Raw genomic sequence first — 15,303 nt, 5'->3', positions numbered from 1 at the left:
GCAAAAATTTTGTGAGTTCTTTAGAGGTATGTTATTGTAAACGATTAATAAATCCAACTTTACTTGGAGCAGCAGTTCATCCTAAGAGATTTTCCGGTCAAATCAAGTCGAGCGACTTTGAGCCGTCTTAGCAACTCTTAGTTGAGCTGTATAGACAGCTATTGTTAAAGGATGTTAAAGGAAGCTTCCTCCAAGCATTTACCCCAAGAAAATCTGCTCAAGGGTTCACCCCTTTTTTTGAGAAAGGAGTTTTCTGATGCCTAAACAAATGTCCTGGTTGCCTAAGTCTGCGACGGATGATGAGAAGATTTTGTATTTGCAAAATCAACCCAATGAACCCTGGCGACCTTACACAGCCTTTCCGCAATACGCTGTACCCGACTACCGCGAACCAGGAATTTCTAGGGGTTGGGCAACTTACCAAAAGTTAATCCGGACAGGCTGGACTTTGGTTCCTAGTGAGAAGGCGCAGGAATTTTCTATTATAAATTCAGAGCAAAGCTGATAAAAAATACCCAGCAAGCAAAGAAAATTAACAATATCAAGTGTAGAAATGCCTGCTACCCATAAGTCTCTGGAGACCGTTTTTGCTAATGCAGCGTTGATTGATATCTAAAACATTTCTTAGCTCCCAATCCTAGATAAATTGAGAACTAAGAAAAAGTTGCACAGGGCGTTAATTTCTGAATTGTTTTAATTGTTTGCGGAGTAGGGCGATTTCGGTACTGTTACCGCTTTCTTCGCCCATTTTAAATAATTGAAATTTCTTTTGAGCCAACTCGGCTGCGGTTTGAATGAAAGCGCGTTGTTGTTTGGGTGCTACGCGCAACCGCGCGAGGGTGTTGGAACGCCTGTTACAGAGTGCTTCGTAGTCAGCAGATGAAATTACAGTTGGAACTTCGTCGCTAAGGTATGTTTTAAGCATTTTGCGATCGCGATCGGCAGCGACAAACCCTAAAACAATCATTAAAGCTGCCAGGAACCCGTAATTCCACAAAGCGATCGCTAGGGTCGCACCACCGCTGGCTTTTGCTAAAATCAGTGCGCCATTGTGGATTAAATGGGCACTCATCGCCGCAATCAACCCGCCAGAGATTAGCAGTATTTTCGTAAACAGGTTATGCCGATGGCGTGCCAAACCAAAACCGATGCCGGTGAGGGCTGTCCAAAAGCCGTGCATGAAGCCCAAGACAATGACACGTAGCAGCAGCAGCTGTCCCCATTCTTCCCACGTCTTTGTACCCTGCAAGTAGAGGATATTTTCTACATAGGCAAATCCGAAACCCGCCATCGCCCCATAGACAATCCCATCTACCCAGCCATCAAATTCTCTGCGATACCACAGGTAAATAATGGCTACAGCAGTACCTTTGAGGATTTCTTCGGTGACGGGTGCATTGACAGCCGTGGTGATGAATTGACCCCCAAGACTTTCTGCACCAAATATCAGTTGGATGGGTACGTTTAGAATTAATTGCACAATGATGCCACCCACCACTGCTGGCAGCGCCCCCCACAAAAATGCCGCAATCAGGTAGCGTGTCGGTTCTTTCTCAAACCGATCGATGCTAATCACGATGCGGATGTAAATAAAGGTGGGAATCGCTATCAAAATAGCTGTGATTAGGAACCTATCCATAGGGAGAGTTTAATTTTCTTCGTTTATAACTTATTGCTCAGTTATTTGCCAGGTGATGTTACCCACAAGTAATCAGCGATCGCTTTATCAGTTTGTGCAGGCTCTTCTACCGTAGGATTGAGTAGAATCGATCGCTGGATTATTTTATTGCCCAAGCGTCGAGCAACACGGCTGGGAATTCCATAGCCGTAGACTATATGAGCTTGTCCAGCCAGCACGACGACTTGATAATCTGGATGGGTTTTTAGAAACTGCGCGATCGCATCTGCCATTGTTTCATCCCACAGCACTTGGGCGGTGAAAAATCGCTCAAAGTTGGCACTGGAACCATGACCCGCGACTTGATGTTGTTGAAAAGCCTGTTGTACCATTTGGCGATATTCAGGATTATCGGTACGGATTTCAGCAGGTGGTGGAATATAGCGCCGTTCCGCTGCTGTCAGGCTTTCTAATCCTTTTCGGGCAACTTTGCGGGTGACTTCGCTGGGAGTATTCAAGGCTAAGACAGGCAGTTTCTTTTCCTTAGCAAAACCCAAAATTGGGGCGTAATATTCCCAAGAAAAACCCCAGCGTTTTTTATATTCACTTTGTTCGATTAGCTGAGTTTCTGTTATCTTCCCCGCCAGATAGCGATCGAGTACGCCTTGATAGGGACGCTGGAACATCTCCATTGCAATGGCAATTTTCCGATTTCGCCGATAGAGTTCCTGAATTATGTCCAGTTGAGCTTGGTGATCTTCAGGGCTATCGTGACTTTCCCCTAAATAAATGACGTTTACCTTTGCAAGTTGTTGCAAAACTTCGGGTGCAGTATAGCTTTGCTGCGTTTGAGGGCTGGAGATTGTTTGGGAATAAGCAGGCAAGGCACAGAGGAGGAAAATCAACAGCGACCAAGCGCAGAATTGGGTGAATGAGTATTTTTTCATAAAGATATTGTGGCAGGAGAGCATCCCAATCGGCTTGCTTATTTCCAGCTACACGGAAAACCCGTTCTCTTGGGGAAAACGGGTTTCTTGACGTTCAGTTTTTGCAACGATTGATTTAAACCCCTTCAACTTCCGCTACCATCAACAGCGTCTTCAGTACAGAATCTGGGTTTAAACTGATCGAATCAATCCCCAGTTCTACCAAGAATCGAGCAAATTCCGGGTAGTCGCTGGGCGCTTGACCGCAGATACCAATTTTGCGATTAGTTTTCTTAGCGGCAGCGATCGCCATCTTCACCATCCGCTTCACTGCTTCGTTACGTTCGTCAAAAATATGCGCCACTAACGCAGAATCCCGATCTAAACCTAACGTTAGCTGCGTTAAGTCGTTAGAACCGATGGAGAAACCATCAAAAACTTCGGCAAATTCTTCAGCCATAATTACGTTACTGGGCAACTCGCACATCACGTAAACTTGCAACCCGTTTTTACCTTGTTCCAAGCCATGCTTCGCCATCTCTGCTAACACCTTGCGCCCTTCTTCGGGAGTGCGGCAGAAAGGAATCATCGGGATAACATTTGTTAAACCCATTTCATCTCGCACCCGCTTCAAGGCTTGGCACTCTAAAGCAAAAGCATCGCGATAGTTTTCATCATAGTAACGAGACGCCCCTCGCCAGCTAAGCATTGGGTTTTCTTCTTTGGGTTCAAATTGCCTGCCTCCCAAAAGATTGGCGTATTCATTACTCTTGAAATCGCTCATCCGCACGACCACTGGATTGGGATAAAAAGCAGCGGCAATCCTTGCGGATCCTTGAGCTAACTTATCCACAAAATATTGAGGTTTGTGCTCATAAGCTACCGTCATTTCCGCAATTTTTTCTTTAGCTTCTACATCCTCCAATTTGTCGTAAGAAATCAAAGCTAAAGGATGGGCTTTGATGTGATTAGCAATGATGAATTCCAGCCTAGCTAATCCTACCCCATCATTAGGAATCGCTGAGAGGCTAAATGCTTCTTCAGGATTGCCTACATTCATCATAATTTTAGTGCGAGTGCGGGGTAGGTTCTCCAGCGGAATTTCTTGAACTTCGTAGGGTAATAATCCGGAATAAACCCGTCCTTCTTCTCCCTCAGAACAAGAAACCGTAATTTCTTGACCTGTTTTTAAAATATCTGTACCATTTCCGCAACCCACAATGGCTGGAATTCCCATTTCTCTGGCAATAATTGCCGCGTGACAGGTACGCCCCCCTTTATTCGTAATAATCGCGCTAGCTTTTTTCATGATTGGTTCCCAATCAGGGTCAGTTTTATCAGTGACTAAAACTTCCCCGGCTTGGAACAAATCAATTTTGTTCGCATCGAGAATTACCCTGGCTTTGCCCTGCCCGATTGCCTCTCCAACGCTACGCCCTGTTAGTAAAGGTACCGCCTGCTGCCCTCCTACCAGATGATAGCTACGCAGAACTGTTTTACTCTTTTGCGATTGCACTGTTTCTGGGCGAGCTTGGACGATGAAAAGCTCATTAGTAACGCCATCTTTTGCCCACTCAATATCCATCGGCATATCCTTGCCGTGGACATCGCTGTAATGATTTTCAATCAAGCAAGCCCACTCGGCGAGTTGCAAAATTTCGTCATCGTTGAGGGCGAATTTCCGTTGATCGCTTAAGGGCACTCGCTCATTCTTAGTGATTTTACAGCCCCCCTGATCGCACACTAATTTGAATTCTTTGCTGCCCAGTCGTTTGTCAATAATTGGGCGGAATCCATCTTTTAAGGTGGGCTTGAAAACCAGATATTCATCGGGGTTGACTGCCCCTTGAACTACATTTTCCCCTAATCCGTAAGCGGCTGTAATTAAGGCGGCATTTTTAAAGCCGGTTTCGGTATCAATCGAGAACATGACACCAGAGGAGGCTAAATCCGAACGTACCATTTTTTGCACCCCGACGGAAAGCGCAACATCAAAATGGTCGAAGTTCTTGATGTGGCGGTAAGAAATCGCACGGTCGGTAAATAGGGAGGCAAAGCATCGATGACAAGCTGCCAAAACTCCTGGAGCGGTTTGAACGTTTAGGAAGGTTTCTTGTTGACCGGCAAAACTAGCATCGGGCAAATCTTCAGCAGTGGCAGAGGAGCGAACAGCTACATCCATGTCAGAGCCATAAAGCTTGCACATCTGTTGGTAAGCTGCGGTAATTGCTGTCCGTAGTTCCTCAGGGAAAGGCGTATGCATTAACAATGCTCGTGCCTTTTTTCCGCGTTCCCGCAGGTTGTCGAGGTCTTCAACATCCAAGTCAGAAAAGAGCGATCGCAGCTTGTCTTCTAATCCCGCTGATTGAATGAAATAGCGGTAGGCATACGCCGTTGTGGCAAACCCGTTGGGAACATTGACTCCCTGGCGGGTTAACTGCTGAATCATTTCCCCTAAGGAAGCATTTTTTCCGCCTACCAAAGGGACATCGATAATTCCAACTTCATCGAACCAGAGAATTAGCGATCGCTCTTTGGATAAGTGCAATGACCTTTCTGCCGCTGCTGTAACCATAGCTTTTTCTCCTTTTGTAGCTTTAGTCTAGCGATGGCGAGGCTGAGAATGGGTAAATTAGATCACTTCTTCATTAATTTTGTAATTTCTTTGGGATCACTGCGAAATCAGCCGGTTTTGGTTATAATTTCCAGAGATTAAAGCTGCCAATTAGCAAAGATGCCCTCGATAAAGGGGCACAATAAAGCTTAAAGAATTCAGGATAAATACTGAGGGATCGAGAATAAAGGTAAACAGAGTTTATGACTTTCGCCTTTTCTGCTCAAACTTTTTTACTGTTTAATTAATTATTCCGATTTCCAGCCAAGTCCTTGTAGGCTGAGAATTGTTCTCTTGATTCCTTACCGAGGTACAAGGCAAAACGATAAAAGCCTCCCTATCTTCTTGCACGCACAACAAAATAGCAGACCAAATGGAAAAAATTTCCCCATCTCTGTGAAGTTCGGGGGGCAAAGGAGGAGCTGTTGTAGAGCAATCAAAAAGGGTAGGCGATCGCGTTTGCGATCGGAGATTGGGAATGTTACAAGCGAGCATGCCCTGTATTGCTGAGATACGCCCCCACGTTTCTAGCGTGGGGCTACATAAACGAAGTTTGCCGGGAGCAGGCTAAAATTCTTAGTCTGTTCCCGGCAGCCGTTATCCTCGCAAGCCTCCACCCTTCAGGGTGTAGGCGCATGATGCATTGGGATGCTCCCAGTTAGCAGTTCCCTATCACCCAAGTACCACGTTTCCAATCTCCAGGCACTTGTCTCAAACTTTATATCTCAACCGGGTTACTTTCCATTTGACGATGGCTTGATTGAACAGCGATCAAACCATTCCTGGTAAGTTGCCTGATGTTCTGCGTCTTCTAGAATGATTTCCACTCGGACTTTGGCACACCCATGCCCACGCTGATGCGCGATCGCATCTAAAATTCGACTTGCTGTTCTCGGTGAATCAAACTCACCTCTAACTGTTGGCTGAGTATCTAAACTTGTAGTTTTAGCGTCGATACTTGTAGATTTAGCGCCGATAGCTGCTTCAATCAGCTCAAGACCAGGAATTTCTCCTTGTCCTAAATCAATTTCTGCAAGCTGTTTGTGTTCGGGGCTGACTTGTTCAACAATTAGAATTTCGCGGCGGACTGGCACCTCTACCATGCGCGTTTCGATTTCTTTGCGAACGATAACTTCACCGACTTTATGTTTGTTGCTGTCAATGACTAATCGTTCTTCTAACAACCGGAAGATTTCTTCCTCGACAACTTCTGACTCTGTACTAAAAGTATTAGAAGCATCCTCTGGCATACTATTTCGCTCCAGTTCTTCTGGGTGATTATTTAAGTCATCTGGCGTTGCCATGACAGAGGCAGTCGAGGCATCTGTTACTTCCCATTCAGCTTTTTTTGAGATTGGTGAAGTTTCTAAAGGCTCTACATCCGTTGTTTTTTCTAAGGGTACATATTCAGGCAAATACTGGGTTTCCGCTTTGCTAATGTCTACAAACAGAGTTTTTGTAGACGAGTCCACCTGCTGGATATGCTTGCTTCGGATGAGAAATAATGGGGCATTTTGATTTAGCCCTTCTTGAGATATCACTAAGTTTAGCTGACGGTCTGAATCGAGATTTACATCCTTCACCTTTCCTAACAGCAAGTTTTCCCGATCTCTGACTGCAAAAGATTTAAGTTTACTTTGCAATTTATTTAGCAAGACATTAATTCTGACATCGTTTCGCCTTGCTCCTTGCCCTTGTGCTAGCATTTGATGGTTCATTTTAAAAACTTCCTAAACGATCTTGAAGCAAAATTCGATTTTTTCTTCCATTTATGAACGGGTGTTTATGTTTATATAGATAACAAGCAAGTCCTCATCCCAGTTTGAAGTTTAGATTTTGGATTAGGCATGGGGAAAGGGGATCTTTACCAGTAGCATATTCGCTTTGTTAGTAACGAATTTTCGGTTGAGTTGTGTGACTAATCGTTACCCAACCGACAAAAGACAATGGTAATACAATCCCATATCCGCCATTTCAAAATTTGCAGCCCTTTTCCTAAACTCAAAAGTTTCTAGCAAGACTTGACGAATAAACACCCGATAATGCTTAAGCGTTTTATTGAAAATTAGGTGGTTGTATAGTTGGCATCCATCCAACAGCGAGGTAGGCTTTCCCCAGAAGGAAAAATTAATTCTTTCTTCTCAAAAGAAGCTTTTTCCTGTTCCTCCTGCCCTGCTTGATCTCGCCCAGAAATTGCATCATTATTAGGGTTGAACAGCTCCTCAATATCGAGAACTTCTATCAAATCGCCGGTTTGTTTGTTTTTGAGAAACATGAAGACTTTCTAAATTAGGTTATCAAGTGCAAGTTAGTGGTAGGAAAACCCTACCTCTAAAGGTGCAGGCAGAGCTAATAATTCGCCCTGCCTGCATGGTTTTTACTCGCTTAAATCATCGGTGACTTAATCGCTCGTTGGAGGGCTTCTTAAATCCGATCGGAAGGTAAGTTAGTAGGGCGGTTAATAGTAGCTTGCCCGTCCGTATTCACATCTAACTCTTCACGACGAATCGTTTCTTCTGCGTCAACTGTTTCGTGGTCTACAACTTTCTTAACTCTGACTTCCTCACGCACAAAAGCTTCTTTGTGAATGTCAGGAGTTTCTTCGTAGATTTCCACGCGGGCAACTTCCCCTTCGCGGAAATCAGCTTCGCCAGGAGTTACGGCTGTTCCAGCATCTGCTGGAGTAACTCGCTCAATCACCACTCGCTCTTTTTCAACTGGTACTGACACTCGTGCAGTTTCGGTTTCAATGTGCTTACCAACCGTAACTTCCCCGGTTTTAACGCGAGTTTTGTTAGCAATCAACCGCTCTTGGTACAGTCTGAGAGTTTGATGATCCCGATCGTTCAGTCCGTACAAATTCGGCTCTTGCTGATAGTTGTAGGTACTCCGATCGTAAGCGTCAATGTTAGGCGTAGCCGCTGCATAGGAGGTATCAACAACAGGTGCTGCATCAACGTTAGCAGAGGTAGCAGAGGCTCCAGTAGAGGGAGTGCGATAAACGCCTCTTACCCGTTCTTCATAGTCGTAATCAGTCCTGGTAGCTTCGTTGAACTCTGGTAAAGCTTCTGCTTGCTCTCTGGTCATGCCAATTGCGTAAACCCGATCCGTGTTGTAATCGATTCGCGAACGACCAATTGGTAGTAAAACTTTTTTGCCAAAAATCCAAAAGCCTAGGTCAACAACTAAATACCGAAAATGACCTTCTTCATCAACTAGAACATCGCTAACAGTTCCAATTTTATCGTCGGTACTACTTTCTGAATAGACCCCCATTCCATGAAGGTCATCTCCTTCAAACGTCTCGCTGTAGTTTGGATCAAAGTCAGTGAGTTTTAAAAGAGGCATGATTTTGTTTCCTCAAAATTATTTCTATATTTGCGATTTTATTAATTTTATTAAGTGTTTCCATCTCCCTAGCGACTGAATTAACTCGCGTTAAGTAACTCCTGCAAAAATTAAATCAAAGGATTTCAATATTTAAACTTGAGTTATTGAAAATGTAACTTGGTGGTTGAGCTTGAGTTTTTTAGGCAGTAACTGATAGCTAGAAATATTAAGAAATATTAATTAAGAGCAAGTTAAGATAAACAAATGCGTATTCCTAAGGGCTGAAAAACAAGTAAGAATTAAATCAGAAATAGCTAATAGTATCCAAGAAGTTCAAAAATTAATCTGCCTAACGGTAGAAAATGAGGATGTATAATCAGTCGTGGTTCAAGCAGGTGCAAAAGCACCGTGCGATCGCAGTCATTCGCGCACCGCAGATGGAGCTGGGTCGCCAAATGGCTCATGCGGTTGCGTCTGGGGGAATGCAGTTGATTGAAATTACTTGGAATAGCGACAACCCAGCAGAATTGATTGGTGATTTGCGATCGCAATTACCCGCGTGTACGATTGGCACGGGCACTGTATTAAATCGAGAACAGCTTAAAGACGCGATCGCTGCCGGTGCCCAGTTCGTCTTTACTCCCCACGTTGACCCAATCTTAATTCAGACAGCAATGGATAGGGGCGTGCCGATGGTGCCGGGGGCGCTGTCTCCAACGGAAATTGTCACCGCGTGGCAAGCCGGTGCCAGTTGTGTCAAAGTCTTCCCCGTCCAAGCGGTAGGCGGTGCCAGCTACATCAAAAGTCTGCAAGGGCCATTAGGACATATTCCCTTAATTCCGACTGGGGGGGTCACGGTAGAAAATGCTAAAGCCTTTCTAGCGGCTGGAGCGATCGCAGTCGGACTTTCCGGCAGTTTATTTCCCCAAAACTGGGAAGCCAATGCCTCGTCCTCTGGATGGGAGGAGATCGCCAAACGCGCTCAAACTCTGATGCAATTAGTGAATGAATCCACCAGCTGAGTTACGATTGAGCTAATAAAAGACCGACATTAGTTGCTCCTAGCAGCTAATCAGAGCTTTTCGCTGAATTTTTCTAACCGATCCACCGAGTGAGATGATTTGCCATGAAAAGCATCATTTCTGCTAATTTGCTGCATCGCCCAGTTGCATTTTTTGCTGGGGCGGTGGTGGCGCTTACGGCTTTGGATGCTGCTTTCGCACCCGCGATCGCTCAAACAAAGCAGCCGATTGTGGCTGCAAAAATGCAGGAGTTGCAACAATCCGATCAACGCTGGATTCAGATTGACCTATCTAAGCAACGATTGGTTGCTTGGGAAGGTGGAAAACCCGTCTATGCAGTAGTGGTTTCCACTGGCAAACGTTCAACCCCCACTCGCACCGGCACGTTTGCGATTAAATCGAAACATCGGTCTGCCAGGATGCGCGGGGCTGATTATGATGTTCCGAATGTTCCTTACACGATGTATTACCACGGTGGTTATGCCATCCACGGTGCTTATTGGCATCGCCGGTTTGGAACTCCTGTTAGCCACGGTTGCATCAATGTAGCCGTTAATCATTCTAAATGGCTATTTAACTGGGCTGCGGTGGGGACGCCTGTCGTTGTCCATAAGTAAGAAGGAAAGTAAATAAAAATAAATAGTTTTTTTGGCTCTAGAACCCTCTTTTATGGAAAAATCTGGAGTAGATTCCCAAAATCTATCTAAAGATGGTTTTAGCTAACTATCAGATAGGGAAACCTAACCTTAGCTACTTTCCTAGACCCGAAAGTGAGGTGTGTCATTAAAAGCCAAATTTGCTTTGCTTGGTTACGTCGTTCTGGAACCTTCTGGGCAAGTATTGCCCTGATCTTTGCGACTTTGTTTTCTTGGTCAACGCCCGCTCTGTCAGCATCAAAGTCAGTTAGGGCAAGGGAGACAGCCGAACAGCCATCGACGAGAAGATCAGTGCGATCGCGCAGAGCCTTGAGGAAGCGCATCCGGGTTCGGAGAACAGCCGCCAGCAACAGAGTTCGTCGAGGCAGAAGAATTGCCAGCAACAAGGCTCGCGTTCGCAGAAGAGTCGCCAGCAACAGGGTTCGTCGTACAAGAGTCGCCAGTAACAGTCTTCGCGCTCGGCGATCGCAGCGACGCTGGATTGAGGTAAACCTTTCAAAGCAACGGTTAATCGCCTGGGAAGGGGGAAGACGGGTTTATTCTGTCCGCATCTCCAGTGGTAAGCGCTCCACCCCCACTCGCGTCGGGACTTTCAGGATTCAATCAAAGCACCGCACGGCTCGCATGCGAGGAAGAGACTACAACGTTCCCAATGTACCCTACACGATGTACTACTCCGGCGGCTATGCCATTCATGGAGCGTACTGGCATAACCGCTTTGGTACCCCAGTCAGCCACGGCTGTGTCAATGTGCCAGTCGCTCAAGCTCGCAAGTTGTACAGCTTCGCCTCACATGGCACAAAGGTGGTTGTCCGTCGTTAAGGGGTAACGGGTAATATCAAATGCGTCATCAAAGAACCCCCGCCCCCTATCCCCAGAGGGGACCCCGAGTCCCCCAACCCCTCCCCGCAAGCAGGGAGGGGAGCCGGAGCCGGAGTGGGAGCGGGAGCAAAAGGCGATCGCTCTGTTGGTGGGGTTCTTCTTAATTGCGGGTAATCAACTGGATTGGATAAGGACTGATGACCCAAACCTAGCTCAGCTCAACGACCGGCTGATTGTCCAATAAAGTTTGATTGGTCAGCAGGTCTTCAACGGTGATTCGCAGGAAGCGATCGCGATCGACGCGAAACAGAAGTTTAATGCGATCGCTTCCTGGATACCCCGGTGGTTTCAAATTGGCAATGGTACGGGCACCCTGGCGGTCGTTGAGGGGTTGTACCGATGTCTGGTCGCTGCCCAAACGACGAGTGATTAAGCGATCGCCATCAAAATACACTTCAGTTCCACCTGTTTCAGCACCTAATTCTCCGACAATTAATTCAATGCTGGGTTGGTTTTCCACCGAAGCACCTAGAACTAATTCCACAGGTTGGCTCATCGGGTAAGCTTGACCTGAATTAATCAGTTGATGCCAGTTATGGCGGTTATTCCGGCGATCCCAGTAGCGGATGCCATAGCTGTGGTAGAGAAAATCTTGCAGTTCGACGCCTTGACTCAGTTGCAGGGCACCTTGCGCGATCGCTTCAAACGGGCGATCGCAACGAATTTTGCTGGAGTCAAAGTATTGCTGCACCCACGTCTGTACGGCGGGGATTTGTACAGTCCCGCCCACTAATAAGACAGCATCAATATCTGACACTTCGATGCCCTGCCGACGCGCTTGCTGCAACACTTGAGTCATTGACTCGTCTAAGCGAGCAAAAAATTGGTGTTCTGTGAGGATGGCCTCAAAGCGATCGCGATTGAGTTCTAATTCGTAACTCTCAAAAGTTTCATCATTAAAATAAACCTCGTTCGCTTCGGTTTGCACAGATAACTGAATTTTTAACCGTTCTGCCAGTCGTGTCGTCAAAGGTGTCGGCTTCAATCCCTGAGTTTTGGCAAAATAATCAACAACCCAGTTATCCAGATCCGAACCGCCTAAATTTTGTCCGGCTTTCGCTAATACCCGCGCAGTTTTTGCCTTCTGTCCAGACTTTTCAGCTAGCTGTTTTTTTCCCCATTTGAGAATAAAACCCAGTGGCTTCTGAGTTTCTGTCATATCCAGCCGCACTAGGGAAAGATCCAGCGTCCCGCCGCCAAAATCTACCACCAGTACCACGCCCCCATCTTTCATTCCATAGCCCAAAGCGGCGGCTGTCGGTTCATCCAACATCCGCACTTGTTCCACTGGAAGAGATTGGCATACCTGCCCCAGCCACTTGCGGTAAGCTTCAAAACTGTCTACTGGCACCGTTAATACCAGAGACTGTCCGACGTCGGGGTTAACGGCATTGAGTTTCTCAATCAGGTGGTTGAGGAACCATTGTCCGACTTGCTCAAAAGTAACGAACTGCCCATCTAATTCTGGGAGGAATCCTTGAATATCAGCCCCAATTCCTCGTTTAAAGCTGCGGAAAAAGCGGGCATCGCTAGTGAGATCGAGACCGCCATCGCGTACAGCTTGCCCCACCACCACCGTCGAGAGTGCCGCATCCTCAACATAGAGCAAACTGGGAATTAGGGGGGGATTCTGCCCAGCGATGACCGATAACCCAGGTAGACTCACGGTTTCTGGTTGCTGGAGGGCTGGATTCCAGCGAGCGATAACCGTATTGCTAGTTCCAAAATCAATTGCGATCGCCATTCAGCTTCACACCGACAAACCGGCATCACGTCCTCAAGGATTTTATCAACGAATCTCCCTGTTTCCCTTCAAACTCAGTTTTCCTGCTTTTTTTGTCTGACTTAAAGGCTACTAAACCTCTATGCTGTCGAGGTTATAGCTTTTTTAGTAGTTTAATATACATTTTCTTGCCTTTTGTCGATTTCTCTGGTATTTTAACAACTCCCTCTTTGGACGCATGGCAAGTAAAAGAAACATTTTTTAACATAGAAGTGTCAAGGGGAATGTCAGGAGTTATCAAAAGTCCTCAAGCCCTTTAATCGCTAGATGACCATTCAGTATTTTTAGAAAAAGGGCTGAAAAGATGAATAACCAGCAACCAACAGAAGCTGCTAATTTCTTAGCAAACTTCAAAATTGGTCTATGGTTCTTCGGTATTTCCTTCTGGCTATTTGGAATTACCGATAGAAGTATCGCTTCATTGTCAGATGGATATCTTTCTGTCATTGACATCGCGCAACTAGGCACGGCGACGTTTTTCTTTGTAAGTTGGCTGCTTTTAAAGCCAACCTCAAGGCAAAAACAGGTTTAAGACAGGTGGCATTCGGAGGTTTTTTCCAGAGGTGTATCTAGTGCCAATGGCACTAGATGAAGTAGACGATCCCAAACGCGATCGCTTCTATACAAGCTTCCAAGCACCATTAGGAGTGCTAAAGCCAAGCATAAATCAATAGAAAAATCTCAATCTTTTGAATTATTATGTCTAGCAATATTCTTCAAAACACTGACTTTAAACTCATAAACAATAATCAATACCTAGAGATTTCTCTATTTATCACCAACTTCAAGAATGGAATTTGGGTATTTGGAATTCCCTCTTGGCTATTCGGACTCACCGATAGAACGGTTGCTTCCTTTGCTGATGGCTATTTATCAGTAATAGAAGTTATCCACTTATTTACAGCTTCTTTTTTCTTCCTAAGTTGGCTGTATTTAAGACCCGATCAAAACTTAACGGGCGATAGTTTAGGCACAATCCAAAACTACCAAGCCGATGTAAATCCTTACCAAGATGAAGGATATTTATCTACAGTTCAAGCTAGAATGCTTGAATTGCAAGAGCAGCATCAGCATATGATAGGGCAGGAATATATTCTACCTTTTCCCTACGTATGCCAAATCTATCATTTATTAAATTTAAAACATCTGGAAAGTATTCACAACTTTAGCCTGAATAATTTACGGGTTATTAATGTGAGTCATTTCCAGCCTACAGCCATCGGTGGAATGGTGAAATTCCAAACTGTTTTAGATTCTCCAATTAATCCTTTAAGAATTTGGAGACAACCTATCGTTGAAGTGGACTTAACATTGCATAGTCCCTATACGGTTGAACTCAGCATTCCCGTTTACAATGGCAAAAGGATCGTTGTAATTTTCAATGCCATTCCGCTCAGCGACACCGAACATAAGTTCCTCGTAGACATTTACAGCGATTTGGAGTGGCCCAGACCTTTATTGCAATTTATCTTGCATTTTGCCTCTTGTTTGACACTCTTTGAAGATTTGCCTTACCTACAGAAACTAGCTGAAAGAAATATACAGCGTTTGGTTAGCTTAAATAGGGTTTCAAATCATGAAACAATGTGGCTCTTTCAAAGATTTGTAGACCTCTACGGTTCGAGTATAGAATCCTCGGAAACCAAAGCAATTAAAGCGATTGATGCGTCGCAAGAAGCTACCCTTTTAAGCTAAGACAGCGGAATCTAACGGTTGCTGGGTTTCATTCCCAGGGTTCAGGCTACGGAATTTCGGCTAAAGATCGGTGCTATTCAGGTTCAGTTGAATGGCACTGATTTCAGTCTTAAACTAAGGCTCTAAACTAAAGTTTGGGCTGAAAGCTCGTAACCCATCAAAACGGGTTCAACGCTCACTCAGTCAGTTTAATTTAGCTTAACATTGCTTCTGGCTGTGGAATTTATCTCCAGGCTCATGGCGGCGGTTCTATTCAGATTCAGTTTCTTGCTTGTTGCACAAAGTATCCAGCAAACGGGATCTATCTGTCTGCAAGTCAAATAAATGTAACCCAAACTTCTCTGATAGTTCCTCAGACACCTTTATTCCCCTGACGCTGCTGCCGTGCGAGTCTAGCGGGGGTGAAAAAATTGCAATGCCCATTTGCTGTGGCACAACCACAATCAGTCCGCCCGATACTCCACTTTTAGCGGGAAGACCCACTTTATACGCCCACTCTCCGGCAAAGTCATACATCCCGCAAGTGTACATGACTGTCAAAATATCTCTGATATAACGGGAATCAACCGCACGCTCCTGGGTGATCGGGTTCATGCCGTTGTTCGCAAGAGTCGCTGCCATCACTGCCAAATCGCGGCAATTCACCATCAAAGAACACTGCTGAAAGTACAAATCCAGTGCCTCGTCAATTTTCGCGTCGATCATGCCAAAATTGAGCATCAGATGCGCCATTGCTCGGTTGCGATGCCCGGTCGTTCGCTCTGACATGAACACGGA

General features: G+C 45.4%; 14 protein-coding genes. 6 read left to right on the top strand and 8 right to left on the bottom strand.

From position 1 onward, the window contains the following. Window positions 1-256 precede the first annotated feature (256 nt). Complete coding sequence (locus H6F50_RS21070; protein ID WP_190412071.1) at window positions 257-505, top strand: hypothetical protein; 249 nt, start codon at window positions 257-259, stop codon at window positions 503-505. A gap of 171 nt (window positions 506-676) precedes the next feature. Here the strand turns inward: H6F50_RS21070 and H6F50_RS21065 are convergent, their stop codons facing one another. The 6 genes from H6F50_RS21065 to H6F50_RS21040 form a co-directional block, all read right to left on the bottom strand. Further along, window positions 677-1,639, bottom strand: coding sequence for a PrsW family intramembrane metalloprotease (locus tag H6F50_RS21065; RefSeq protein WP_190430214.1), 963 nt, complete (start codon window positions 1,637-1,639; stop codon window positions 677-679). Window positions 1,640-1,680: 41 nt separating this feature from the next. Continuing rightward, on the bottom strand, window positions 1,681-2,565 hold the full coding sequence (locus tag H6F50_RS21060) for a ChaN family lipoprotein (protein WP_190430213.1): 885 nt from the start codon (window positions 2,563-2,565) through the stop codon (window positions 1,681-1,683). Between the two features lie 115 nt (window positions 2,566-2,680). Further along, window positions 2,681-5,119 (bottom strand): phosphoenolpyruvate synthase, encoded by a 2,439-nt coding sequence (ppsA, locus tag H6F50_RS21055; RefSeq protein WP_190430212.1) that lies wholly within the window; start codon window positions 5,117-5,119, stop codon window positions 2,681-2,683. Between the two features lie 773 nt (window positions 5,120-5,892). Then, a complete protein-coding gene (locus tag H6F50_RS27300) occupies window positions 5,893-6,876 on the bottom strand; it encodes a DUF2382 domain-containing protein (RefSeq protein ID WP_190430211.1) in 984 nt (327 codons plus the stop codon). 347 nt (window positions 6,877-7,223) lie between these two features. Beyond that, window positions 7,224-7,433 (bottom strand): acetyltransferase, encoded by a 210-nt coding sequence (locus H6F50_RS21045; RefSeq protein WP_190412075.1) that lies wholly within the window; start codon window positions 7,431-7,433, stop codon window positions 7,224-7,226. Between the two features lie 149 nt (window positions 7,434-7,582). After that, complete coding sequence (locus H6F50_RS21040) at window positions 7,583-8,506, bottom strand: DUF2382 domain-containing protein (RefSeq protein WP_190430210.1); 924 nt, start codon at window positions 8,504-8,506, stop codon at window positions 7,583-7,585. A gap of 350 nt (window positions 8,507-8,856) precedes the next feature. On the opposite strand from H6F50_RS21040, the gene H6F50_RS21035 reads away from it, so the two are divergent. The 3 genes from H6F50_RS21035 to H6F50_RS21025 all read left to right on the top strand — a co-directional run bounded on the left by H6F50_RS21035 (window position 8,857) and on the right by H6F50_RS21025 (window position 10,988). After that, entirely contained in the window at window positions 8,857-9,510 is a 654-nt protein-coding gene (locus tag H6F50_RS21035; RefSeq protein WP_190430209.1) for a bifunctional 4-hydroxy-2-oxoglutarate aldolase/2-dehydro-3-deoxy-phosphogluconate aldolase, read from the top strand. Between the two features lie 104 nt (window positions 9,511-9,614). After that, window positions 9,615-10,127 carry a L,D-transpeptidase gene (locus H6F50_RS21030; protein ID WP_190430208.1) on the top strand — a complete coding sequence of 171 codons (513 nt, stop codon included), beginning with the start codon at window positions 9,615-9,617 and terminating at the stop codon, window positions 10,125-10,127. 330 nt (window positions 10,128-10,457) lie between these two features. Next, window positions 10,458-10,988: a L,D-transpeptidase family protein gene (locus H6F50_RS21025; protein WP_347277195.1), complete on the top strand. Its 531-nt coding sequence runs from the start codon at window positions 10,458-10,460 to the stop codon at window positions 10,986-10,988. A gap of 208 nt (window positions 10,989-11,196) precedes the next feature. On the opposite strand, the gene H6F50_RS21020 is transcribed toward H6F50_RS21025, so the two are convergent. Continuing rightward, window positions 11,197-12,792 (bottom strand): Hsp70 family protein, encoded by a 1,596-nt coding sequence (locus H6F50_RS21020; protein ID WP_190430207.1) that lies wholly within the window; start codon window positions 12,790-12,792, stop codon window positions 11,197-11,199. A gap of 343 nt (window positions 12,793-13,135) precedes the next feature. Between H6F50_RS21020 and H6F50_RS21015 the strand changes: the two genes are divergently transcribed. Both H6F50_RS21015 and H6F50_RS21010 read left to right on the top strand, forming a co-directional pair. Continuing rightward, entirely contained in the window at window positions 13,136-13,363 is a 228-nt protein-coding gene (locus tag H6F50_RS21015; protein WP_190412080.1) for a hypothetical protein, read from the top strand. Between the two features lie 167 nt (window positions 13,364-13,530). After that, the gene (locus H6F50_RS21010) at window positions 13,531-14,526 is read left to right on the top strand and encodes a hypothetical protein (RefSeq protein WP_190430206.1); all 996 of its coding nucleotides are present in this window, start codon (window positions 13,531-13,533) and stop codon (window positions 14,524-14,526) included. Window positions 14,527-14,775: 249 nt separating this feature from the next. Here H6F50_RS21010 and H6F50_RS21005 read toward each other — a convergent pair. Beyond that, window positions 14,776-15,303: glutaminase (locus H6F50_RS21005; protein WP_190430205.1), on the bottom strand; the 528-nt coding region annotated here is incomplete at its 5' end.

It is taken from the genome of Coleofasciculus sp. FACHB-712 (assembly GCF_014695635.1).
Lineage (GTDB): Bacteria > Cyanobacteriota > Cyanobacteriia > Cyanobacteriales > FACHB-T130 > FACHB-T130.
This window is presented reverse-complemented; position numbering and strand designations above follow the sequence as displayed.